Annotated in this window: 19 protein-coding genes and 3 tRNA genes; 11 read left to right on the top strand and 11 right to left on the bottom strand. The window is 64.8% G+C overall.

What is annotated here, in order from left to right; genetic code table 11:
* Positions 1-24: 24 nt before the first annotated feature.
* Both PTE30175_RS09415 and PTE30175_RS09410 read left to right on the top strand, forming a co-directional pair.
* Positions 25-100 (top strand) — tRNA-His (locus PTE30175_RS09415).
* 274 nt (positions 101-374) lie between these two features.
* Positions 375-1,571, top strand: a complete 1,197-nt coding sequence (locus PTE30175_RS09410; RefSeq protein WP_224788670.1) for a helix-turn-helix transcriptional regulator — start codon at positions 375-377, stop codon at positions 1,569-1,571.
* Between the two features lie 77 nt (positions 1,572-1,648).
* On the opposite strand, the gene PTE30175_RS09405 is transcribed toward PTE30175_RS09410, so the two are convergent.
* From PTE30175_RS09405 to PTE30175_RS09385, 5 genes are all read right to left on the bottom strand, one after another.
* Positions 1,649-2,827 (bottom strand): CaiB/BaiF CoA transferase family protein, encoded by a 1,179-nt coding sequence (locus PTE30175_RS09405; protein WP_150696797.1) that lies wholly within the window; start codon positions 2,825-2,827, stop codon positions 1,649-1,651.
* A gap of 211 nt (positions 2,828-3,038) precedes the next feature.
* On the bottom strand, positions 3,039-3,800 hold the full coding sequence (locus PTE30175_RS09400; RefSeq protein ID WP_150696796.1) for an SDR family NAD(P)-dependent oxidoreductase: 762 nt from the start codon (positions 3,798-3,800) through the stop codon (positions 3,039-3,041).
* A 149-nt stretch (positions 3,801-3,949) separates the two neighbouring features.
* Positions 3,950-5,056, bottom strand: coding sequence for a 3-ketosteroid-9-alpha-monooxygenase, oxygenase component (locus tag PTE30175_RS09395; protein ID WP_150696795.1), 1,107 nt, complete (start codon positions 5,054-5,056; stop codon positions 3,950-3,952).
* A gap of 199 nt (positions 5,057-5,255) precedes the next feature.
* A complete protein-coding gene (locus tag PTE30175_RS09390; RefSeq protein ID WP_150696794.1) occupies positions 5,256-6,098 on the bottom strand; it encodes an SDR family NAD(P)-dependent oxidoreductase in 843 nt (280 codons plus the stop codon).
* Between the two features lie 32 nt (positions 6,099-6,130).
* Positions 6,131-7,519, bottom strand: coding sequence for a spinster family MFS transporter (locus PTE30175_RS09385; protein WP_150696793.1), 1,389 nt, complete (start codon positions 7,517-7,519; stop codon positions 6,131-6,133).
* A gap of 200 nt (positions 7,520-7,719) precedes the next feature.
* Here PTE30175_RS09385 and PTE30175_RS09380 point away from each other — a divergent pair, with 200 nt between their 5' ends.
* Positions 7,720-9,150, top strand: coding sequence for an aldehyde dehydrogenase family protein (locus tag PTE30175_RS09380; RefSeq protein ID WP_150696792.1), 1,431 nt, complete (start codon positions 7,720-7,722; stop codon positions 9,148-9,150).
* Positions 9,151-9,196: 46 nt separating this feature from the next.
* Here PTE30175_RS09380 and PTE30175_RS09375 read toward each other — a convergent pair whose 3' ends face one another.
* The 6 genes from PTE30175_RS09375 to PTE30175_RS09350 form a co-directional block, all read right to left on the bottom strand.
* A complete protein-coding gene (locus PTE30175_RS09375; protein ID WP_420819619.1) occupies positions 9,197-9,364 on the bottom strand; it encodes a glycine zipper 2TM domain-containing protein in 168 nt (55 codons plus the stop codon).
* 221 nt (positions 9,365-9,585) lie between these two features.
* Positions 9,586-9,661: transfer RNA gene (locus PTE30175_RS09370), tRNA-Lys, on the bottom strand.
* Positions 9,662-9,747: 86 nt separating this feature from the next.
* Positions 9,748-9,823, bottom strand: a tRNA-Lys gene (locus tag PTE30175_RS09365).
* A 138-nt stretch (positions 9,824-9,961) separates the two neighbouring features.
* Positions 9,962-10,141, bottom strand: coding sequence for a hypothetical protein (locus PTE30175_RS09360; protein ID WP_150696790.1), 180 nt, complete (start codon positions 10,139-10,141; stop codon positions 9,962-9,964).
* A gap of 195 nt (positions 10,142-10,336) precedes the next feature.
* Complete coding sequence (locus PTE30175_RS09355) at positions 10,337-10,576, bottom strand: DNA-binding protein (RefSeq protein ID WP_150696789.1); 240 nt, start codon at positions 10,574-10,576, stop codon at positions 10,337-10,339.
* Positions 10,577-10,648: 72 nt separating this feature from the next.
* The gene (locus PTE30175_RS09350; protein ID WP_150696788.1) at positions 10,649-11,113 is read right to left on the bottom strand and encodes a rhodanese-like domain-containing protein; all 465 of its coding nucleotides are present in this window, start codon (positions 11,111-11,113) and stop codon (positions 10,649-10,651) included.
* A gap of 456 nt (positions 11,114-11,569) precedes the next feature.
* On the opposite strand from PTE30175_RS09350, the gene glnA reads away from it, so the two are divergent.
* The 8 genes from glnA (at position 11,570) to PTE30175_RS09315 (ending at position 21,899) form a co-directional block, all read left to right on the top strand.
* Entirely contained in the window at positions 11,570-12,985 is a 1,416-nt protein-coding gene (gene glnA / locus PTE30175_RS09345; protein WP_150696787.1) for a type I glutamate--ammonia ligase, read from the top strand.
* A 196-nt stretch (positions 12,986-13,181) separates the two neighbouring features.
* A complete protein-coding gene (gene glnL, locus PTE30175_RS09340) occupies positions 13,182-14,282 on the top strand; it encodes a nitrogen regulation protein NR(II) (RefSeq protein WP_150696869.1) in 1,101 nt (366 codons plus the stop codon).
* A 52-nt stretch (positions 14,283-14,334) separates the two neighbouring features.
* Positions 14,335-15,909 carry a nitrogen regulation protein NR(I) gene (gene ntrC / locus PTE30175_RS09335; protein WP_150696786.1) on the top strand — a complete coding sequence of 525 codons (1,575 nt, stop codon included), beginning with the start codon at positions 14,335-14,337 and terminating at the stop codon, positions 15,907-15,909.
* Positions 15,910-15,964: 55 nt separating this feature from the next.
* Positions 15,965-16,849, top strand: coding sequence for a dTDP-4-dehydrorhamnose reductase (rfbD, locus tag PTE30175_RS09330; protein WP_150696785.1), 885 nt, complete (start codon positions 15,965-15,967; stop codon positions 16,847-16,849).
* A 148-nt stretch (positions 16,850-16,997) separates the two neighbouring features.
* Positions 16,998-19,898, top strand: coding sequence for a pentapeptide repeat-containing protein (locus PTE30175_RS09325; RefSeq protein ID WP_150696784.1), 2,901 nt, complete (start codon positions 16,998-17,000; stop codon positions 19,896-19,898).
* Between the two features lie 85 nt (positions 19,899-19,983).
* Positions 19,984-20,358 (top strand): hypothetical protein, encoded by a 375-nt coding sequence (locus PTE30175_RS28205; protein ID WP_191628954.1) that lies wholly within the window; start codon positions 19,984-19,986, stop codon positions 20,356-20,358.
* A complete protein-coding gene (locus tag PTE30175_RS28200; RefSeq protein ID WP_191628952.1) occupies positions 20,355-20,831 on the top strand; it encodes a GGDEF domain-containing protein in 477 nt (158 codons plus the stop codon). Before PTE30175_RS28205 ends, PTE30175_RS28200 begins: the two co-directional genes overlap by 4 nt.
* 63 nt (positions 20,832-20,894) lie before the next feature.
* Positions 20,895-21,899, top strand: coding sequence for a flagellar brake protein (locus tag PTE30175_RS09315; RefSeq protein ID WP_150696782.1), 1,005 nt, complete (start codon positions 20,895-20,897; stop codon positions 21,897-21,899).
* Positions 21,900-21,904 lie beyond the last annotated feature (5 nt).

Below are 21,904 nucleotides of genomic sequence, written 5' to 3'. Positions count from 1 at the left end.
GCAAGTCTGTTGTTGATCACGGCGGTGGCCGTAGCTCAGTTGGTAGAGTCCTGGATTGTGATTCCAGTCGTCGTGGGTTCGAGTCCCATCGGTCACCCCAAAATTCCCTTGCAGTTCCAAGCGGTACCTCCCCGTTCGACACAGTTCCCCCACACGCGAAGTTCCCCTGTCGCATGTCGTTTGCCCATTGCGCGCTGTTTCGCGTCCATTGGCTATCCGGCAGGAATCCGATGTTCGCACCGGGGATTCATTCAATTTGGTATCCAGACTATCGAGCGTGCGCATCCTGCTTTCAAGCATCGCGCGTCGTCCATAAATAGTAGCGGATTACCCTAGATTGACGATAACGGAAAGGCCGCGACATACTGGATAACTTGAAACCTGAAGGATTGCTTGTGGGTACCGATGCATTGCCTCAGCAAGCTCCCGCGATTACCGTCGATCGCTTCGGAGAGTTGCTTGGCCTGATATATGACGCTGCACTTGAGCCCGCCAGGTGGACACGCTGCTTCGAGGAAATCTGTACCGAGTTCTCCGCCAACTACGTGTCGCTGATCGTGCGCCGCGGCACGCCTGAGGGCCTTGGCCTGATCTTCTCCGGCGCCGGCGACCGCCGTGTCATCCAGGGCGGCAACCCCTATCACGCGCTCAGCCCGTTCTCGGCATTGCCGCTGAACAAGCTCGTCACCATCGGCGATCTGCTCTCCGAGGCGGAATGGCGGGCGTCGCCGTATTACACCGACTGGTGCGCGCCGCAGGGTGTCTTTCACGTAATGGCTGTCGATTTCGCGGCGGCCGATCAGGCGGTGTACGGTTTCCGCATCACCCGGCCAGAGACCGCACCCCGATTTTCCAGCGAGGATCGGGCACTGTGCGAACGGCTTGTGCCGCATCTGCGCCGCGCACTGAATCTGTATCAGTCGACGCACCAGGACAAGCAGATCGGCTCGCTGTACAGCCAGGCGATGGTGCAATTGATGGTCGGCTTGGTGGTGCTCGACGAAAACGGCATGGTCCTCGAATGCAATCCGATCGCACGCGCCATACTGGATGCTGGTGACGGCCTCAAGATCGTCGGCAATCAGTTGACGGCTTCGTATGCGAACGACAATCGCAAATTGCAGCGCATGGTGCGCGAAGTGCTGCGTGTGCCATCGCAGATGGGCTTGATCGAGGCGATGTCCGTGAGCCGTCCGTCCGGGCGTGCAGGCTGGGGCGTCGTGGTGCGCGCGCTCTCGCCCGACGAATGGACCGACAGCAAACACCGTCCCACGGTGGCGGTCTTCGTTCGCGATCCGGAAGGGGCCTCGCATCCGCCCGTGCGCCTCGCGCAGCAGTTGTTCGAGCTGACGCCAGCCGAAACGTCGCTGGCCATTCAGCTTGCGAACGGTCTCTCGCTCGAAGAAGCTGCCGAAGCGCTCAACATCCGCCGCAATACGGCGCGCGCCCACCTGCGGTCGATTTTCTCGAAGACCGGGGTGCGCCGTCAGACGGAACTCGTGCGGATCTTCCTCAACAGCGTGATGATGCTCGGTACGCGCGCCAGCGCGGACATCGAGCCGGAGCGCTGATCAGGGCAACAGTGCCCGGCGGCCGGCGGCATCCACGGCGGCGCGCAGCGACGGCGCGGCCGACGACGGGCGGGCGTTCAATGACATGCGCCCGCGTCCGTCAGGCGGTCGATGTCGCTGTCGCTATGGCCCAGTTCGCGCAGGATGGCCCGCGTGTGTTCGCCGCATGCGGCACCGGCATCGGGCTGGCGGGGCGGGGTCCGGGAAAAGCGGGGCGCCGGTGCGGGTTGACGCTTGCCGTCGATGTCAACAAATATGCCGCGCGCTTTCATATGGGGGTGATCGGCTGCCTCGGCCAGGCCCAGCACCGGCGCGAAGCAGGCGTCGGTGCCTTCGAGCTTTTCGCACCAGTACGCCTGCGGCTGCGATAGGAACAGTGCCGTCAGCCGCGCTCGCAGGGCCGGCCATGCGCGGCTGTCATACTGGTCTTGCGGCGCGACGTCGTCGAGCCCCAGCCTTTGCAGCAGTTCTGCGTAAAACTGTGGCTCGATCGCCCCGACGGTCACGAATTTTTCGTCGGCGCATGCGTACGCCTCGTAGAACGGCGACGTGTGCGAGAAGAAATTCTGTTCGGGCGTGTCGCACCAAGTGCCCGCGCCGCGCATCGAATGAACCAGCGACATCAGCATGGCCGTGCCGTCCACGATGGCGGCGTCGACAACCTGCCCCTGTCCGGAGCGGCGCGCTTCGAGCAGTCCGGCGAGCAGCCCGGTCACAAGGAACATTGCGCCGCCGCCCATGTCGCCGATCAACGTAGGCGACACGGCGGGCGGCACAGCCGGGATGTCGGGCGTGGCCGGGCGTATCGCGAGACTGGTCGCGCCGGTCAGCGCCACGTAGTTGATATCATGGCCTGCCGCTTTCGCAAGCGGACCGTCCTGCCCCCAGCCGGTCATGCGGCCATACACGAGACGCGGATTGCGTGCGGCCACGGCGTCGGGGCCGAAGCCCAATCGTTCCATCACGCCGGGCCGAAACCCTTCGATCAGGGCATCCGCCGAGTCAATCAGTTGCCACGCGGCCGCGACGCCGGCGTCGTGCTTGAGGTCGAGCGCGATGGACCGTTTGCCGCGATGGATCGCCTGGCGCCCATAGCCTTTGCATGCGTCGGCGACGCGTTCGATGACAATGACGTCCGCGCCCAGATCTGCCAGCAACATGGACGCGAACGGTCCCGGCCCGATGCCGGCAAATTCGATGATGCGCGTGCCGGCAAGCGGGCCGCCGCGCGGGGAATCGGTGTAGCTGTCAGCCATGGTGTCCTTCCGAAGGCAGGCGATCGAATCAGGATGTTGACGCGGGGGGAACCCGACAAAGCATAGCAAATCCATGCTGCCCGCAAACGCGTGCTCGAGCGTGGTTCGTATGAAATAGTAGGGGGGCGGCCTGATCGGGGCCCTGCGGACGCCGGGGAACCGTACGCCGGACAGCGCAAGCCGTCCGGCGTTTTCTTCTACAGCTTGCGGCTTAGCACCAACGCGCCTGGCCGCCGTCGAGCGGGATCGTGGCCCCCGTCAGATAGCCGGCATCGGCGCTGACCAGGAACGCCACGGCACGGCCGATGTCTTCCTCGCACTCGCCCACGCGGCCCAGCGGGATCGTTTTCACGAACTCGGCGGCCTCTTCCGGGTGCTTCTCCGTCCACCATTTCAGCCCCGGCGAAAGCGCGTGCGGTGCAACTGCATTCACGCGAATATTGTCGCGGCCCCATTCGGAGGCGGCGGCGCGCGTGAGCGAGCGCATCGCTTCCTTCACGGCGGCGTAGATGCCGTAATTGGCGGCATCCCAACGCACTGCCGCCGAGCTGACCAGATTGACGATCGCGCCGCCGCCACGCGCCGCCATGTGCGGATAGCACGCGCGCATCAGCCGCAGCGTCGCCATCGGCCCGGTGTCGAAGCCCTTCTGAAAGTATTCGTCGGTGGCGTCGAGCAGCCGCATCGGGCCGCCGTCGTTGGCGTTGTTGACGAGGATGTCGACGCCGCCGAACGTTTCGACGGTATGCGCGACGGCGTGCGTGATGTCGTCAGCCGACGTTACGTCGCAGCGAATCGGCACCGCGTGCGCGCCGAAGCCCTTGATCTGCTCGCACGTGGCGATCAGTTTGTCTTCCGTGCGGCCGGCGACGGCGATGGCCGCGCCTTCCTTCGCCAGCGCAAACGCAATCCCTTGTCCGACGCCCTGTCCCGCGCCCGTGATCAGCGCGATTTTGCCTTGCAAACGGCCCATCTTCCTGTCTCCTTCGGTTCGATAGATTTGCTGCGATACCGGCAGCGTGAAGCGCGCCGCCAAAACGAAGGGCCGGAAATTCCGGCCCCTTCGTTTTGGCGCTTGATGAACCTCGCATTGCCGCGAGGTTCGTATTCACGACGCAAGCATCACGCCGCTTCGCCCGGGGTCGTGTACGGCACCGCGCCGCGCGGCACGTAGACGCCGTTGACCTGATTCTGGTACTCGGCCTTCGTCGCGCGCGGATTGAAGAACTGGCGATACCAGATGCGCGCCTTCATGAATGGCCCTTCCGTCGGCAAGAACATGCCGTTCAGGCAAGGGGCCTTGTTCATCCAAACTTCGAAGTCCTGCATGAACGCGAGGCGGCTCGATTCCTGGAACTGGCGCGCCGCCACCGTATCGGGCACCGTCACCGTGGCGTTGCCGCCCGGCGACTTCACCATCAGTGCATGCCAGACCTTGATGGAGCCGTCTTCAATCGGCGTGTGCGTGATCAGCAATACCGAATCGTAGAGGCCCGTGAGATACGAGATCAGCACGCCCGGGCCGTGATACGACGTCACCGTATGCAGCACCGGGCTCACGCCATCCGCGCCCACCAACGTGCGGTGCGGGCCGCATTGGCGTTGCGTGGCGATGTGGCCGTCGAATTCATTTTCGTAGCGCTGCACGGTCGAGCCGTGAATCGGCGAGAGGTGGGCCGAATCGCAAATGTTGTCGATGACTTCCTGCGGGTGCTGGTTCAGCGTGCCGAGATCGTCAAAGGTCCAGCGAACCCAGGCGGGATCGTCCCATTGCGGCAGGGTGGGGTGTTCCCACTCAGGCTCGCCGCCTTCCGGATCGTGCCAGACCCAGATGGCGCCCAGCGATTCCTTGATCGTCCACGATTTCACGCAGGCAGCGGCCGGAATGGGGCCGTTGTGATACGGAATATCGTTGCACTTGCCGTCCGGGCCGAATCGCCAGGCGTGGTACGGACAGCGGATATCGTCGCCCTCGACGTTGCTGCCGCCGCCGTCGATCACGACGTACGACGTATTGTTCGGCGCCGCGAGGTGCGTTTTCATGTGCGGGCAATAGGCGTCGAGCAGCACGACCTTGCCGGTGGCGCGGCCGCGATAGAGCGCGAAATCCTTGCCGAAAAAGCGCACGGCGACAGGCTTGTGTGTGTCGAGTGCCTTTGCATCCGCAATCATGAACCAGCCGCGCGGGAAGGTGAACTCGCCGAGGCGGTAATCTTTCGAGGTTGCCATGTTGTCTCCTTGGGGGGGCACCTGAAAATAGGTCTTTGCGAGGGTAATTGTTGCTGTTTCAGCCCGCCGCTGCATACTCTGTTTGGACGATGGAACACCCCCTCCAGGCTTGAAGATGCAGCCCGGCCGGCAAGGGCAACGGCCGCCGGGCATGCGAATTCGCCGTTAACGCGCGCAGTGTCTTGCAAGACTGATGGCGTCAGGCCGCCGTCAGTCCGTGCTCGCGCACCAGTTCCTGCAGATCGAGCATGACGGGCTTCTGCGCGAGCGTGGCGGCGTTGGCGTCGGTCGCGAGCCATAGCAGTGCGGCGGCGATCGCAGCGGGCGGCATCGCGCCGCGATGCTTCTCGAGCCAGCCGCCGTCGCCGAGCGTGGCCGTCACCGCTTCCGTCGTCACCACACCCGGGTTGACGGAAAACGCGCGGATGCCGGCCTTGCCGTGCTCGCGGTTGATACATCCCGACATTCGCGCGAGCGCTGCCTTCGAAGCCCCGTACGCGAAGCCCCAACCGCCCTGATCGGCGGGCACGGGCGGATCACTCTTTCCCGCCCCCGAGCACACATTGATGATCTGTCCGTACCCTTGCGCCAGCATGGCGGGCAGCACGCGGCGCACCAGATGCAATGGTGCGATCACGTTGCCGAACAGCGTGCGCTCGAGGGCATCGTCCGGCGTGTCGAGCAGCAGCGCGTTCATTTCGCGATTCTGATACACGGCGTTGTTGATGAGCAGGTCCACGCGTCCGTAATGCGCCAGCACAGCGTCGGCGGCGGCATCGAGCGACGCGACGTCCATCAGGTCCATTGGCGTGACGAACACCTCCGCACCCGTTGCGCGCACTGCGTCGGCCGTGACTGCCAGCGAACCGGCCAGCAGTGTGCCGTCGGGCCGCCGCAACTGGTGATCGAGCGCCTGGCCCTCGACTTGCGTTCGGGCGGTGATCGCGACGCGCCAGCCGGCGCGTCCGAAGGCGACGGCGGTGGCCGCGCCGATTCCCCGGCTCGCACCGGTCACGAGTACTACGGGGGGTGTCGTTGTCATTTTGTCTCCTGTGCGTCGTAGTGTGCGATGTTTCAGGCGCCCAGTGCTTCGAGGCGCCTGCGATACGGGTTGAGGGCGAGCGCGTAGCATCCGACCGTCAGCGCATACAATCCCATCGTCGCGACAAGTGAGTAGCGCAGCGCCTCGGCGCCGAACGTGGGCGCCAATGCGTCGCTCAGCACGCCCGCGACGAACGGCCCGCAGCCCACGCCGAAGAGCGTGATGAACAGGTTCAGCAGCGCGGAGGCCACACCGCGTTCGTGTGCGCGGACCAACTGGCTCATCGCGGAGTACGACAGTGCCGGGAACCAAGCGGCGAAGAAGCTGAACAGCATGGCGAACACGAGCGCGTGCGGCGTGTGCATGCCGCCGATCGTCCAAACGCCCGTGGCCGGCCATAGCAGGAACGCGAGGACCGACGGGATGCCAAGCGCCACGCCGATCATCGGCAGCGCCAATTGCCAGCGCCGGTCGCGCACCACCAGACGGTCGGCGAGTGCGCCGGAGAAGAGTGCTCCGGCGATCGCGCCGACGCCGCTTGTCAGGCCGAACATCAATCCGACTTCGGCGAGCGACACCCCATAGGTGCGCACGAGAAAGCTCGTCGCCCAAATGCCGTACGCGTAGCTCGGCACGCCGGCCACCCCGCATGCGAGACACAGGTACCGCAGCGCCGGAATGCGCCACAGGTCGAGCAGTTGGCGGAGGAACGATACCGGCGGCGTTGCCGCTGTGTCCGCCGCCGCAGCCATCCTGACCGCCTCGAACTGACCGCGTCCCGGTTCGCGCACGAACAGCCGCACGAGGAGCGCGAGCACGAGTCCGGGGCCGCCGAACCAGAGGAAGGTATGACGCCAGCCGAAGTGCTGCGCGATCCATCCGCCTGCCGCCATGCCGACGAGCACCCCGAGGTTCGGGCCCATCATGAATAGACTGATGACGAACGAGCGCTGGCGCGGCGGATACATGTCCGAGACGAGCGAAACCGACGGCGCCATGCCGCCCGCTTCTCCGATGGCGACGCCCATGCGGGCGGCGAGCAACTGCCAGAAGTAGACCGCCATCCCGCACCCCAGTGTCGCAAGACTCCACAGCGCGCAGCAGACGGCGACGATGTTGCGGCGGTTCGAACGGTCCGCGAGCTTGCCGACGGGCACGCCGAGGCCGGCATAAAGCACGGCGAAGGCGAGGCCCGACAGCATGCCGATGGCCGTGTCGGATGCGCCGAACTCGCGCTTGATCGGCTCGATCAGGATCGCGAGCGCCTGCCGGTCGATGAACGAGAAAATATAGACGAGCGCCAGCAATGCGAGGCTGAGGTGCGTGCGCAGGGTCACCCGTGCAGGCGGCGCAGCGTCGGCGATACGAAGATCGGGGGAGGCGTCGGCGCGCGGGGCGGACACCGGGGCGGAAATCGGCATGGTGAGTGTATGGGGGCGGGGAGGTGGCGACAGGTCGTATCGTTGCCGGGCGACGGGAGCAGGACATCGTCCCTTTGGACGACGTGGCCGGCATCGTGCCAAGATACGGTGTGATACCCGCCCGGGTCCGACGGCCCGCGCCTGGTGCGGCAGATGGCGTGCGAGTCGCGCGGCAAAACGAAAACATTCCAGGAGATACGATGGCGAGCCCTGAAGCTTTCCCCGACATCCGTGCGGCGCTGGACGTGCAGCGCCGCGCATTCACCGCGGCCGGCAGCGTCCCCGCCGCCACGCGCCGTCAGCGTTTGCAACGCGTGATCGACATGCTGGTGGCGAACGCCGACGCCTTTGCGGCGGCCATGCAAGCGGATTTCGGCCATCGCCCGGCGGTGTTTTCGATAGCGAACGACGTGCTGGGCGCGCTCGGTTCGCTCAAGCATGCGCGCGACCACCTGGAGACGTGGATGGGCGACGACGCCCGTCCATCCGTCGCCCCGTTCGACAACTTCGGCGCGACCGCGTGGGTGCGCTATCAGCCCAAGGGCGTGGTCGGCATCATCGGTACGTGGAACGCGCCGCTGTTTACGCTCTTTTCGCCGCTCGCGTGCGTGTTTGCGGCGGGCAACCGCGCAGTGTTGAAGCCGTCGGAGGTGACGCCCCAGACGGCGGCGCTTGTCGCCGGGCTGGTGGGGGAACACTTCGCGCCGGACGAACTCGCCGTCATCACCGGCGGCCCGGACGTGGCGGCCGAATTCAGCGCGCAGCCGTGGGATCATCTCGTCTTTACCGGCTCGACCGGCGTGGGCAAGCAGATCATGCGCGCGGCGGCGGAGCATCTGGTGCCGCTGACGCTTGAGCTGGGCGGCAAATCACCGGTACTGATCGGTCAGACGGCCGACATCCACAATGCGGCCGAGCGGATTGTCGTCGGCAAGACGCTCAATTCGGGGCAGCTTTGCGTCGCGCCGGACGTGGTCTGGGTGCCGGCCGAGAAGGCCGAAGCGTTCCTTGCCGAGGCGCGCGAGATTTTTGAGGGGATGTACCCTGACGTCGCACACAATCCGGACGTCACGGCGATCGTCAACGAAAAGCACTTCGCGCGTGTCGAAGGGTACATTGACGACGCGCTGCGCCGCGGCGCACGCGTCGAGACGTTGGGCGAAGCGGTGGAAAAGGATGCCGCGAACCGCCGGCTGCCGTTGCGCGCGGTGGTGAATCCGCCGCTCGATGCGGACATCTCGCAGTTCGAAATCTTCGGCCCGGCGTTCGTATTGCGGACCTACGACGAACTCCACGACGCGGTGGCGCAGATCAATGCGGGCGCTCGCCCGTTGGCGCTTTACTACTTTGGCGCGGACGACACCGAGCGCAACTGGGTGCTCGACCATACGCTGTCGGGCGGTGTGTCGATCAACGATGTCACGATGCACCCCGCGCTGCACGATGCACCGTTCGGCGGCATCGGTGCGTCGGGGATGGGCCATTACCACGGCCGAGAGGGCTTCCTCGCGTTCAGTCACGCGCGCTCGGTCTACAGCGCCGGCACGCACGATCCTCGAAGAGAGTGGGGCATGCTGCCGCCGTACAGCGACAACTTTGCCGCCATGATCCGCGCGGCGGTGACGCCATAATCGCACTGCCAGGCGGCTGATCGCGTAACGCTATGCAGTCCGTAGCTTACTTGCCGAGTTCGTGACCGATCACGCCGCCGACCACGGCGCCGCCGACGGTGCCGGCAGTGCTGCCGCCCGTGGCCTCGTGTCCGATGACGCCGCCGGCGACTGCGCCGCCAAGCGTACAACCTGCCATCGATACGGCCATCAGTGACGCTGTCAATAAGGCCATCAGCTTCAACATGATTTCCCTCCTTTTGCTGCGTTGTCCGGCGACAGGGGCGCCGGCACGCTTTCACAATAGCCGGTGCGGCAGGGGGTAGCTATCAGTCCGGACTGAATCGTATGTAGGAATGGGATGACATGCGGGGCGCCACGCGCTGGTTTGGGCATGACGTATTTGCGTGACGGAAAACAAAAAGGGCTGCACAGTGTGCAGCCCTTCATGTCGGGTGGTGGGGCGTGAGTGACTCGAACACTCGACCTACGGATTAAGAGTCCGCTGCTCTACCAACTGAGCTAACGCCCCAGCGCGAAGCCGGGATCTTCCTGCCGTGACTGCCGGTGGCGGGGAAGAAAAAAGGCTGCACGGCCTGCAGCCTTTCAAATATTCGTTGGTGGGGCGTGAGTGACTCGAACACTCGACCTACGGATTAAGAGTCCGCTGCTCTACCAACTGAGCTAACGCCCCAACGAGACCGAGATAATATCGACTCTCCCGACGGGGGTCAACCCTTATCGGTGAAATCGGTGAAAAATTCTTTCGGCGCACATGATGTCGGGCCGCCTATCGTCTCGTCTCGCACGGCGGCTGGCTGCAGGGCGGCATTCAAATCAGCGACGGCACGAGTTCGATGGCGATCACGGCGAGCACCGCGCCGATGACAACAAGCAAGGAGCGCCAGCACAGGCGAATCGTGCCCTTGCATGGCATCGCGCCAACAACAATCGCGCCAAATACGGCAAGCGCGAACATGGTGATCAACTGGGCGTTGGTCAGATGGAGCATTTCCCTCTCCCCGTTCCGCAGATGCCTGATCAGGCAACCATCACGGCCCGCGCGGCATGTCCGGCGCCGACCGCTGTCCGATTTGAGTATAGGGAATGGGGTGTATCAAGAAAAGCGGCGCGGCGACCGGGATTTCCCGAGTAACCGCGCCGCCTGGCGCAGATATGCAGCGTCCGTCGGGACGTGCCGGCGCGCTTATTCCGGCAAGTCGAGGATCAGGACGATCGTCCATGCGTCCTCGCCCTCATGGTGATACTGGCGCTCCACGACAATGAACGGCTGCTTCTTGTCGCCTTGTCCGAGGAAGAGGACGTCACCTTCCGCAGGCATGCATTCGATCGGAGGCAGCGCCAGCGGCGTGCCCTTCGGCATGAGCCGCTCCACCTTCTTCGACGCGCGCTCGGTCCATTCGATATCGAATTCGATCTGACTCACCGGTAATTCCTGTTCAGGCAAATAAACGGCTCATCGTAGCATGCGCGCCGAAGCGCCGCAAAATTGCGCCGGTCAGGCGCCGATCCAGGGCAGGCCGCGGTAGCACCAACCGCTGACGGCCTTGCGGTGGCTCTGCGCGTCCTTGTCGCCCTCGAAGCCCTCGAGGATGTCGTACGCCCCCGTAAAGCCGGCTTCCGTGGCGAGCTTCGCGGCAGCCTTCGAACGGGCGGCGCTACGGCACAGGAACAGCAACGTTGTGTCAGCCGACGACTGCGACTTCAATTGTTCCAGGAATTGTTCGTTCGGCACGCCGCCGGGATACCGCACCCATTCGATGTTGACGTACTGGCCGTCAGGCACTTGGGGGCGGCCCACCCAGTCGAGTTCAGCGCGCGTGCGCACATCGACGAGGCGCGCATTCGGGTCGGCCTGCAGCAGCGCCAGGGCTTCGTCAGGCGTCACGGCGCCCGCATAGCTCAATTGCGACGTCTCGCGGCGTTGTGCGGCTTGCTCGAGAATGGCTTTGGCGCTTGTCATGATGATGTGATCTCTGTGGTCGAAATTAACAGGACGATGGCCCGCCCATCGCGGGAGGGATGCCTCTGGATGAGCGATGGCGCGTGGCGGCATCGTGGCAATATTTGATTCTAGCGTGCGTCACGCTGCCTGCGGTGAACTGGCGCGGCGCGATGCCGCGATCCGCATGCACCAGAATGCGCGTCTCCATGGGCACTAAAGAGGTGCATAATGATTATATGCACCGATATCGGGATTCTATCGTATGCCGCGCACCAATATGGAGAATTCCGGGCGGAAGTGGTGAAAACCATTTTCCCTGTATTCAGATGGAGTTAGCATAGGTGACCTTGAAGCGATGGGGGTGGCACGCTTCGTGCTTATCCCCAATGAATCCGCATACGGAGTTCGTGAGAGGGTGGCCGCGCGGCCGGCAAATCAGCCTGCGGCGCCAGATTGAATCTTTCGGGAGATAGCATGAGCAAATCAGTGGCAGATGTACTCAAGTTGGTCAAGGATGAAGACATCAAATTCGTCGACTTCCGCTTTACCGACACGCGTGGCAAAGAGCAGCACGTCTCGGTGCCGGTGTCGCACTTCGACGCCGACAAGTTTGAAAGCGGCCACGCTTTCGATGGCTCGTCGATCGCCGGCTGGAAGGGCATCGAAGCTTCGGACATGCTGCTGGTGCCGGACGCCAACACTGCCTATATCGACCCGTTCTACGAAGAAACCACGCTGGTTCTGACCTGCGACGTGGTCGAACCGGCCGACGGCAAGGGCTACGACCGCGACCCGCGTTCGATCGCCAAGCGCGCCGAAGCCTACCTGAAGAGCACGGGCCTGGGCGACACCGCCTTCTTCGGTCCGGAACCGGAATTCTTCATTTTCGACTCGGTCCAGTGGAACACCGACATGTCGGGCACCTCGGTGCGCATCAATTCGGAAGAAGCCCCGTGGTCGTCGTCGAAGGACTTCGACGGCGGCAACACCGGCCACCGTCCGGGCGTGAAGGGCGGCTATTTCCCGGTCGCGCCGGTTGACTCGTTCCAGGACATGCGTTCGGAAATGTGCCTGTTGCTGGAACAACTGGGCGTGCCGGTCGAAGTGCACCACCATGAAGTTGCCGGCCAGGGCCAGAACGAAATCGGCACCAAGTTCTCGACGCTGGTGCAGCGCGCCGACTGGACGCAGATCCTGAAGTACGTCGTGCATAACGTCGCGCACAGCTACGGCAAGACGGCCACGTTCATGCCGAAGCCGGTCGTCGGCGACAACGGTTCGGGCATGCACATCCACCAATCGGTCTGGAAGGACGGTCAGAACCTGTTCGCGGGCAACGGCTACGGCGGCCTGTCGGAATTCGCGCTGTACTACATTGGCGGCATCATCAAGCACGCCCGTGCCCTGAACGCGATCACGAACCCGTCGACCAACTCGTACAAGCGCCTGGTGCCGCACTTCGAAGCGCCGGTCAAGCTGGCCTACTCGGCCCGTAACCGTTCGGCCTCGATCCGTATTCCGCACGTCGCCAATCCGAAGGGCCGCCGCATCGAGGCGCGCTTCCCGGATCCGATGGCCAACCCGTACCTGGCCTTCGCTGCCATGCTCATGGCTGGCCTGGACGGCGTCCAGAACAAGATCCACCCGGGCGAAGCCGCGGACAAGAACCTGTATGACCTGCCGCCGGAAGAAGACGCAAAGATCCCGACCGTCTGCTCGAGCCTCGAGCAAGCGCTGGGTTATCTGAACGAAGACCGCGAGTTCCTGACCCGCGGTGGCGTCTTCACCGATGCCATGCTCGATTCGTACATCGCACTCAAGACGGAAGAGGCGCGTCGCATCAACATGACGACTCACCCGCTCGAGTTCGAGATGTACTACTCGCTGTAAGCATCGCAAGCGATCGGGGCTCCATGGCGGTCCGGCCAATGTTGGCCGCCTGCTGCCCCGAATCGAAGAAGGGGGATGGTCCCGGCCGTCCCCCTTTTTTGTTGCCGTTTTTTGCCGAGTCAACATGAAATCTGCCCGTGCCAGCAGCAAAGCCAAGCTCGCCGACGCGCCCGCGAGCGCGACGCCGGCCGCGCACGTGCCGGCGGCCACCGTCGAGCCATGGGAAGCCGCGCTCGCCGCGACGGGCATCGTGCCGGGGCTGGAAGCCCTGCCAACGGTGCTGCTCGTGCTGGAGAAGCACACCTTGCGCGTCGTTTTCGCGAATCCGGCCGCCGAGGCGCTGCTTGCGTTGTCGCGCCGTTCGCTCTCGCAGATGACGTGGAACGACGTGTTCCTCAATGGCGAGGTGCTGAGCGCCACGATGGCGGACCTTATCTCCAATCTTTTTCAGACGACACGCCTCGATCTGGTGCTTGAACGCACCGGACAGGAGCCGCTGCATACGCATGCGATCGTCGCGGCGCCCGAAAGCGCGCCCGATTTCGTTATCGTCGAGTTGATCGAAAACGAGCAGAAGATCAAGAACGAGCGCGAGGAGCGCATTATCGACCAGGCGCTGATGAACAAGCACCTGATCCGCAACCTCGCGCACGAGATCAAGAACCCGCTCGGCGGCATTCGCGGTGCGGCGCAGCTGCTGGAGTTCGAACTCGAACAGCGCGAATTGCGAGAATACACGCAGGTCATCATCAAGGAGTCCGACCGGCTGCAGACGCTTGTCGACCGTCTGCTGGAGCCGCATCGCCATCCGTACATCGCCACGGACGTGAATATCCACGAAGTGTGCGAGCGGGTGCGTTCCGTGGTGCTGGCCGAGTTTCCGCAAGGGCTGGAGATCCAGCGCGACTACGACGTCAGCCTGCCGGATTTCCGGGGCGACAAGGAGCAGTTGATTCAGGCGCTCCTGAATATCGTTCGCAACGGCGCGCAAGCGCTGCGCGAGCAGATCGCGCGCGGCGACGCGCGCGTCGTGTTGCGCACCCGCGTCGCGCGAAAGATCACGATCGCCAAGCGATTGCACAAGCTGGCATTGGAATTGCATGTCATCGATAACGGGCCGGGTATTCCCGCCGACATCCGGGACCGCATTTTCTATCCGCTGGTCTCGGGCCGCGAGGGCGGTAGCGGTCTCGGGCTCACACTCGCACAATCGTTCGTGCAACGTCACGACGGTCTGATCGAATGTGAAAGCCGGCCCGGACGTACGGATTTCCGTATCTTGCTGCCCCTGGGATAAACCCGTCCGCCGCGCAATCTGGCGGCCGGGCATGAACGTTAAACGGTGAACAATGAAGCCGATCTGGATAGTAGACGACGACCAATCGATTCGATGGGTGCTTGAGAAAGCCCTGTCGCGCGCCAGCCTGCCCGTACGCAGTTTCACGGGCCCGCGCGAAGCCAGCGCGGCGCTCGAACACGACAGCCCGCAGGTGCTGGTGTCGGATATTCGCATGGCCGGCGGTTCCGGTCTGGAATTGCTTCAGACGGTCAAGCAGCGCCATCCCGGCTTGCCGGTCATCATCATGACCGCCTTTTCCGATCTCGACAGCGCCGTCGCTGCCTTCCAGGGCGGAGCGTTCGAGTATCTCGCCAAGCCGTTCGACGTCGATCGCGCGGTCGAACTGATCCTGCGCGCCGTGGAGGAAAGCCTGCGCGAGGCAACCGTCGACGAACGCATCACCGAAGAGCCCGAGATTCTCGGTCAGGCCAGCGCCATGCAGGATGTGTTTCGCGCCATCGGCCGTCTGTCGCATTCGAGTGCCACGGTGTTGATCACAGGCGAATCGGGCTCGGGCAAGGAGCTGGTGGCGCGTGCGCTGCACCGCCACAGTCCGCGTGCCTCGGGGCCGTTCATCGCCCTCAATACCGCCGCGATTCCGAAGGATCTGCTCGAGTCAGAGTTGTTTGGCCACGAACGCGGTGCCTTCACCGGCGCGCAAGCGACTCGGCGCGGACGCTTCGAGCAGGCCGAGAGTGGCACCTTGTTCCTCGACGAAATTGGCGACATGCCGCTCGATCTGCAAACGCGCCTGCTGCGTGTGCTGTCCGACGGCAATTATTATCGGGTTGGCGGCCATAGCCCGATCAAGGCGAACGTGCGCGTCATCGCGGCGACGCATCAGAACCTCGAGGACCGCGTGCGCCAGGGCCTGTTCCGCGAGGATCTGTATCACCGCCTGAATGTGATTCGGCTGCGCCTGCCTTCGCTGCGCGAGCGTAACGAGGATATTCCGCTGCTGGTGCGCCACTTCCTGCAAAAGAGCGCCCGCGAGTTGGGTGTCGAGACGAAGCGCATCAGCGAATCGGCGTTGAATCACCTCACGCGTTTCCCGTTTCCGGGCAACGTGCGTCAGCTCGAAAACCTGTCGAACTGGCTGACCGTCATGGCGCCGGCTCAGACCGTGGAGATCAAGGATCTCCCGCCCGAATTCCAGATGCCGTCGGCAGTAAACGCCTCCGTGACCGGCGGCGCGTCAGCGGCAGGCAGCTATGGCAACGTTGGCGTGTCGCCGGCGCCTGCATCGGCGTCTGCGCCGGGCAGCAGCGCAGCGGCGTCCGGCATGCCTGGCGCGCCGGGTGGCCTGCCGGCAAGCGCGGCGATGCCGACCGCGCACGGCGTGGCCGGCATTGCGGGCGGCGACATGGCCGATGCCTGGGAGCCGTTGCTGCGGCGCGAGGTTGCGCGGCTGCTGCGCTCGGCAACGCCGGATGTCATGGACCAGCTCACGCGCCGCTTCGAGACGGCGCTGATCAACGAGGCACTGGACTTTACGCGCGGACGCAAGGTGGAAGCGGCAAGCCGTCTCGGCATCGGACGCAACACCATCACGCGTAAAATCCAGGAATTGGGTCTGGAGTCGTAACGCGGAAATCGTTATGCTCCGGGACCGATACTTTTGACAGTCCTGGAGCATATCGATGGCGCGAAGAATTCTGGTGACCGGCGCAAGCGGTCAGGTAGGCTGGGAACTGGCCCGGACGTTGCAGGGCATGGGCGTTGTCTACGCGCCGCCGCGCGCCGATCTCGATCTGGATGACCTCGTCAGCGTCGCGCGCGTGGTGCGCGAGTTCCAGCCTGACCTGATCGTGAATCCGGCGGCATACACCGCCGTCGACCGCGCCGAGCAGGACGAGGCCGCCGCGCTTCGCATCAACGGCGAAGCGCCCGGCGTGCTTGCGGAAGAAGCAAAGCGCCTGGGCGCGCTGCTCGTGCACTATTCCACCGATTACGTGTTCGACGGCACGGCGCAGACGCCGTATCGCGAAGACGACCCCGTCGCACCGAAGAATGCCTACGGCCGCACGAAGCTCGCGGGCGAGTCGGCCATCGTCCAGAGCGGTGCGCGACATCTGATATTGCGCACGAGTTGGGTATACGGCATGCGCGGTCAAAACTTCCTGTTGACGGTCTTGCGGCTCGCGCGCGAACGCGACGAACTGCGCATTGTCGCCGATCAGTTCGGCGCGCCGACATGGTGCCGGACCATCGCGGAACTCACGGCGCAGATCGTGGCGCAGGGCCTTCGTGAAGACGGTCTGGACGACGGCTTCTGGCAAACGAATGGTGGCATTTACCACCTGACGTCGCAGGGCCAGACGACCTGGCACGGCTTCACGGAAGCCATTCTCGCGCGCGCGCAATTGGGCCGGCGCCCGATCGTCCACGCGATCGGCACGGCCGATTATCCGTTGCCGGCGCCGCGCCCGGCGTACTCCGTGCTCGACGGCGACAAACTGGCACGTACGTTCGGCCTGCGTGCGCCGGAGTGGGGCGACGCGCTCGATCTCTGCCTCGCGCGCTGACGCCGGAAGATGACCATTGCGTTCATGCACGAAATTACGTGTTATGGATCGCCGGGTGCGCGCATTTAGGAATAAGCCCGTCCGGTAGCCGGGATGCAGCGGGCAGTATGGTGGCTTCTGTCTTGGTGACACGACAAGGAGACACACCATGCGAAGCATCGTTTGTTGCTTGGGCAAGCCGTCCGACCCCACGCCACGTACTGTCAGCGGCACCGCAGGCATGGATGGGCACGGCGTTCCGCCGCCGGCGTGCCTGCAGGCGCTGACTGAGTGGCTTTCGCCGTCCGAGCGGGCCTGGTTGGCTGATACGGCGGATTGGACGGCCTACGCGCTGGCGCGTTTCGATGGGCCGCCGCACGGCCTGATCGGACATATGGTTGACGCCGTGCGCAACACCTGCCGGCGCGAGACACGGGCCAACGTTCATGCGACGTGGCTGCCGCTTGACACCGCTGCGCTCCAGCGCGAGTTTACCCGGCGTTTTCGGCACCTGAACGATTACGCGGATCTGGCGGCCTGTGCCGCAGCGTTGGTAGACGTCTGCCGCCCACACGGCACACCTGTGCCGCAGCGTCGCGCGGGCATGTCGACGATGTCCGAACCATGGAACAGCGACGGCGCGTCCGTGTGTCATGGCGATGCCTTTGATGATCTGATTCGTCGATGCGACACCACGCCGTTTTCCGACTGGCCCGCGCCGACGAAGTCGTTGGCGCTTCGGCTCACGCGGATGACCGGCGGTTGCGCCGCCGGGGCGAGCCTGCGGGATACCGCGCTCGACGGGCTGCGTGCAGCAGGCGCGAACTTCCACCGTACGGATTTACGCGGCGCAACGTTCGTGAAGGCCGCATTGCGCAAGGCCTGTTTCACCGATGCCCGGGCGTCGAACGCGAGCTTCGCGCACGCGGACCTGTCGCTGGCCGACTTCTGCGGCGCGGATCTTGCCGGGGCGGCCTTTCGCGGGGCGCGGATCGACCGGACGCAATTTCGCGATGCGCAGATGTCGCAGGCCGATCTCGGCGGCGCGGATGGGCAGAACGCCGACTTCCATCGTGCACGGCTCGTCGGCGCGGGTCTGCGGCGCACCGATCTGCGAGGACAGGCGTTCGAGGGGAACGACATGACGCGCGCGGATCTGACGCAAGCCGTGTGCGCACGCACCCACTGGCGCGGTGTCCAACTGACGGCTGCCTCGCTCGTTGGCGCCGATTTTTCGCATGCGACGTTCCGTGATTGCATTTTCGATCGTGCCAACCTGACCGGCGCGAACTTCGACGGCGCCATTTTTCGCGACGTTCGTTTTCACGACGCGATACTCGTCGGGGCGTCGTTGCGCGATGTGCGCTTCGCAGGGCTGGCGGATTTCGATGGCGCGACATGTTCAGACATGACGCTGTCCTTTCACCGCAAGGTCGCAAGCGGTGATTTCGACGTCGCCGTGAACGACTGGGCGATGAGCGTGGCCACGCTGCCGCCGCAAAATGTAGCGATGCGGACCGATGCGTTTTGCGAGCTGCTTCGCACGGCGGGTGCGACGCCGGCTCGCGCAGTGCCGGGCGACGGCATGCTCGAGTGGTGCTCATTGCCCCTGTCGTTGCGGGAGGCGGCGTGGTTTCGACGCCTGCTGCTCACCGATGCGGCGTGTGGCGGCCTGGCGGGGGTGAATCTCGTGGCGGCGCGCGACGTTTTCGCCAGCGAAATCGAGCGCCTGTCATCGGTATGGCAATCCGGGCAGGAAGCCGCGTGGGCATTGGGCCCGGTATTGCAGCATGCGCTCAGCCTGACGTTTCGCGAGCCCACATGGGCGCTGGCGCAGAGCAGTGCGTTGTGTCAGTTGATGTTCCTGGCGGCGCGTTGCGAAGCGCCCTGGATCCGCTCGGCGGGGAGGGCGCTGCGCCATCAATACCGGCAGGCGCTGCCGGAAAATTTGCGTCACGCCATGACGGCGTCATCGCTGGACAGCGCCGGCGGTCCGTTGTCCGAACGTTACGTTATCTTCGCGCCCGGAGGGCGGGAAGCCCTGGCTGTCGACGGGCGATTGCTGCATTTGGCTGCGTACGGATGGGTGCCGCCTGGCGGCGATGGGCGCCTGCTTTGGTATGCCGTTCACTGTTTCGCGATGGACGTCGTCGCGCCTGAGGCCATGCCGCGCCGCGCGCACGGCACACAACGTTCGTGCGTCGCGGGTGCCGGATCAGCCCGGACACTGGATGACCGGCCAACGCCGTTGGGCGACATTGGCCTTGCCCTCGCGCCATTTCCACTGCTGCGAAGCGCGACACCGCCGCCGCACACGCTTGAAGCGTTGCGCCACCTGTTGCGTCGGTGGTTCTCCGCCGACGATGCCGCCCCGCTGGTCGCGGCCCTTGAGCGCCCCGATGCGGCGGCCGTCTGCCCCGATAGTATTGAGGCCCGCTGGAATGCCGCGCTGAACGCGCTTGTCAAACCGGGCGCGCCCCGATTTCTCCCCGCACTGGAAACATTTGCGCGGGACAGTATCGGGGACTGTTTTTCGGCATGGTTGAGCGCCGCGCCGCCGGCACGCGGCCAACAGATCCGCGCGCTGATGCTTGGTCTTTGCGTAACGTTCATCCGATTCGCCTCGGCCGATCTCTTCGGCGATCGCGCCTGTGCGCCAGCGTTGCGCCGCCAGGCGCTCGCGCTGCTCGAGGGCACACGCCGTTGGCGCAGCGATGCCGCCGCCACGTTGCCCGATACGGATTGGCGCACGACGCTACACGACACGAATGCCGATGGCGCATCCATGTCGCGTCTGGCGCTGGCCATGCAATGCGCGCTGGACGACAGCGCCGATCCGTATTGGCCGGCGGCCCGTGAATTGACGATTCCGGCGTGGTGGCGCGTGCCCGACCGGGCGCAGGGCGCTCGTTCGGATATCGCGCCAACGTCTGCCGTGCAGGGCGCCGAGCACTGCGGCGTGACACATTGCGCGACTACGCACGATAGGGATCTTTTTTGGGATTCCTCTGAATCGAGTTGTGCAATGCGCGGCTCGGGCGGTCCGGGCGGTGCAGTCGGGCTAGCATAAGGTCTTGGCTTGTGAGATTTCGTGCGCGTGGTCGCGGAAGTGTGCGGCGCGCAGCAACGTCCGGAGCGAGCGAGGAGAATGAGCGATGCCCAAGCAAACAACGCAAAGCCTGGCGACGGCGCTACGGCACACGCTGCCGCGCGACCGCTTGCGGCCCCTGATCCGTCTGTACGAACGGCTGCTGGTCCTGTGCGGCGCATTGCTGCCGGTCGTGCCGATCGTGTTGCTTGTGAAGTATCCGTGGCCGGTTCAAGCGTGGTCGGCCCCGGGATTTCACGAGATCGCGATCGGCGTGTCGATCGCGCTGGCCGCGTTCGTGAGTGCGGTGACGCTGCGGTGCTATCGCGACTCGGGCGAGCCGTTGCTGTACTGGCTGACAGTCGCGATGCTGAGGATGCGCTGCGCAAACTGCGAAACGCCAACGGCGAACTGGCACGCCTGGCGTCGACCGATCCCTTGACCGGCGCGAGCAACCGGCGTCATTTCACGGCGCGCCTTGCGGCGGAGCTCACCAAGCGCCGGCCGCTCGCGGAGCCGCTTTGCCTGCTCTCGCTCGATCTCGACCATTTCAAGGAGATCAACGACCGATACGGGCATGCCGCGGGCGACGCGGTGCTCAAGGCGGTTACGCGCGCGTGCTGCGAGACCGTGCGAGCGGGCGACATCGTCGCGCGCGTTGGCGGCGAGGAATTCATGGTGCTGTTGGCGGGGGCTGCGCCGGCGGTTGCGTGCGGGGTGGCCGAACGCATACGCGCGTCCGTCGAAGCGCTGCGGGTGCCGATCAATGGCGGTACCACGATTCAAGTTACGGTCAGCGTGGGATTGGCGCGCGCCGATCAGGACGGCGTGTCATCGGATCATTTGCTGCGAGCGGCCGCTCAGCGGCTGTACGAGGCCAAGCGCCTGGGGCGCAACCGCGTGGCGTTTGCATGATCGTCCCGCGAATCGTGGTACAACTATGGAAATCTCCACCCGTCAGACTTCAGGTATCACGGCATGATGCAATCCTCACGTCATATTGCGGGTGCGCCGGGCTTTATCGCGGTGAATCGCCGCGAACTCGACGCCCATGCGCCGCTTTCCTGGCCGCTGTTCGACGCGGACGGCACCCCTTTGCTGGCGCAAGGCGAATGTATTCCGTCCGAAGCCGATCTCGATTGGTTGTTTACGATGTTTGCGCCTCACCGGCCACTCCCCGACATCGAGCCGGGGGAAGCCGGGGACGGCGCTGAATCGGCGTCCATGACTTACCTGCACGGCTTGCCGGTGCCGTTGCCCATCGGGGCCTGGTTACAGGTCCGCGTCGCACCGGGGGCAGAATTGTCGCGGGTACGCGCGCGGCTGGTTGGCCGTGCGCCGAACGGCATGCTGCTGATCACGCCGCCGACGGGCGGCGAGGCGCGCTTGCCGGTCGTGGCCGGCGACCGGCTGGCGCTGTGGACATTTCCGGGCGACAACCTGTACGAGTTCGTATGCGACGTTCATAGCGTCCATCGGGCGCCGTTCGAGTACCTGGTGCTGTCGCGGCCGATGCAGGTCCGTGAGACACCGGTGCGGCGCACCCCGCGCGTCGATACCCGGCTCGTCGCGCGTGTTTCGCCTGTCGACGAAAGCGGTCCGGCCACGTTTCAAGGCATGTCGGCGCAGTTGCGTGCTGCAGCCGCACTGGGGCGAGGCGACGATGGCGAGGATGGGGCATCGCCGGATGCGCCGGAATGGCTCGTCATGGTGCGCGATATCAGCGCGGAGGGCGTGGGCATCATGGCGCAATCGCCGCTGCCCGCGGGGTGCCGGCACGTGGCGCTGCAGTTTCGCGTACCGGTGGGGGCCGATATCGTGCCCGTGTTCGGCATGGCGGCCATCCGCCGTACCGAGGGCCCTTGCAGTGACGGCAGTTGGCTCTACGGCCTCGAATTCACGCGGATCGATGCTCGCAACCGGGCTGCCGTGCGCTGCTTCGTCTACGAGTTGCGGCTGGCGGATCCGAGGGCGCGAGGCTAGCCGAT

Source organism: Pandoraea terrae (assembly GCF_902459695.1).
GTDB lineage: Bacteria > Pseudomonadota > Gammaproteobacteria > Burkholderiales > Burkholderiaceae > Pandoraea > Pandoraea terrae.
The sequence above is the reverse complement of the archived record's forward strand: the minus strand, read 5'-3'. Positions and strand labels throughout refer to the sequence as shown.

Coding starts and splice junctions, on each gene's coding strand:
- PTE30175_RS09405 (WP_150696797.1), bottom strand. CDS start 2,827: ATGGCTGACAGCTACACCGATTCCCCGCGCGGCGGCCCGCTTGCCGGC.
- PTE30175_RS09400 (WP_150696796.1), bottom strand. CDS start 3,800: ATGGGCCGTTTGCAAGGCAAAATCGCGCTGATCACGGGCGCGGGACAG.
- PTE30175_RS09395 (WP_150696795.1), bottom strand. CDS start 5,056: ATGGCAACCTCGAAAGATTACCGCCTCGGCGAGTTCACCTTCCCGCGC.
- PTE30175_RS09390 (WP_150696794.1), bottom strand. CDS start 6,098: ATGACAACGACACCCCCCGTAGTACTCGTGACCGGTGCGAGCCGGGGA.
- PTE30175_RS09385 (WP_150696793.1), bottom strand. CDS start 7,519: ATGCCGATTTCCGCCCCGGTGTCCGCCCCGCGCGCCGACGCCTCCCCC.
- PTE30175_RS09380 (WP_150696792.1), top strand. CDS start 7,720: ATGGCGAGCCCTGAAGCTTTCCCCGACATCCGTGCGGCGCTGGACGTG.
- PTE30175_RS09375 (WP_420819619.1), bottom strand. CDS start 9,364: ATGGCCTTATTGACAGCGTCACTGATGGCCGTATCGATGGCAGGTTGT.
- PTE30175_RS09360 (WP_150696790.1), bottom strand. CDS start 10,141: ATGCTCCATCTGACCAACGCCCAGTTGATCACCATGTTCGCGCTTGCC.
- PTE30175_RS09350 (WP_150696788.1), bottom strand. CDS start 11,113: ATGACAAGCGCCAAAGCCATTCTCGAGCAAGCCGCACAACGCCGCGAG.
- glnA (WP_150696787.1), top strand. CDS start 11,570: ATGAGCAAATCAGTGGCAGATGTACTCAAGTTGGTCAAGGATGAAGAC.
- ntrC (WP_150696786.1), top strand. CDS start 14,335: ATGAAGCCGATCTGGATAGTAGACGACGACCAATCGATTCGATGGGTG.
- rfbD (WP_150696785.1), top strand. CDS start 15,965: ATGGCGCGAAGAATTCTGGTGACCGGCGCAAGCGGTCAGGTAGGCTGG.
- PTE30175_RS09325 (WP_150696784.1), top strand. CDS start 16,998: ATGCGAAGCATCGTTTGTTGCTTGGGCAAGCCGTCCGACCCCACGCCA.
- PTE30175_RS28205 (WP_191628954.1), top strand. CDS start 19,984: ATGCCCAAGCAAACAACGCAAAGCCTGGCGACGGCGCTACGGCACACG.
- PTE30175_RS09315 (WP_150696782.1), top strand. CDS start 20,895: ATGATGCAATCCTCACGTCATATTGCGGGTGCGCCGGGCTTTATCGCG.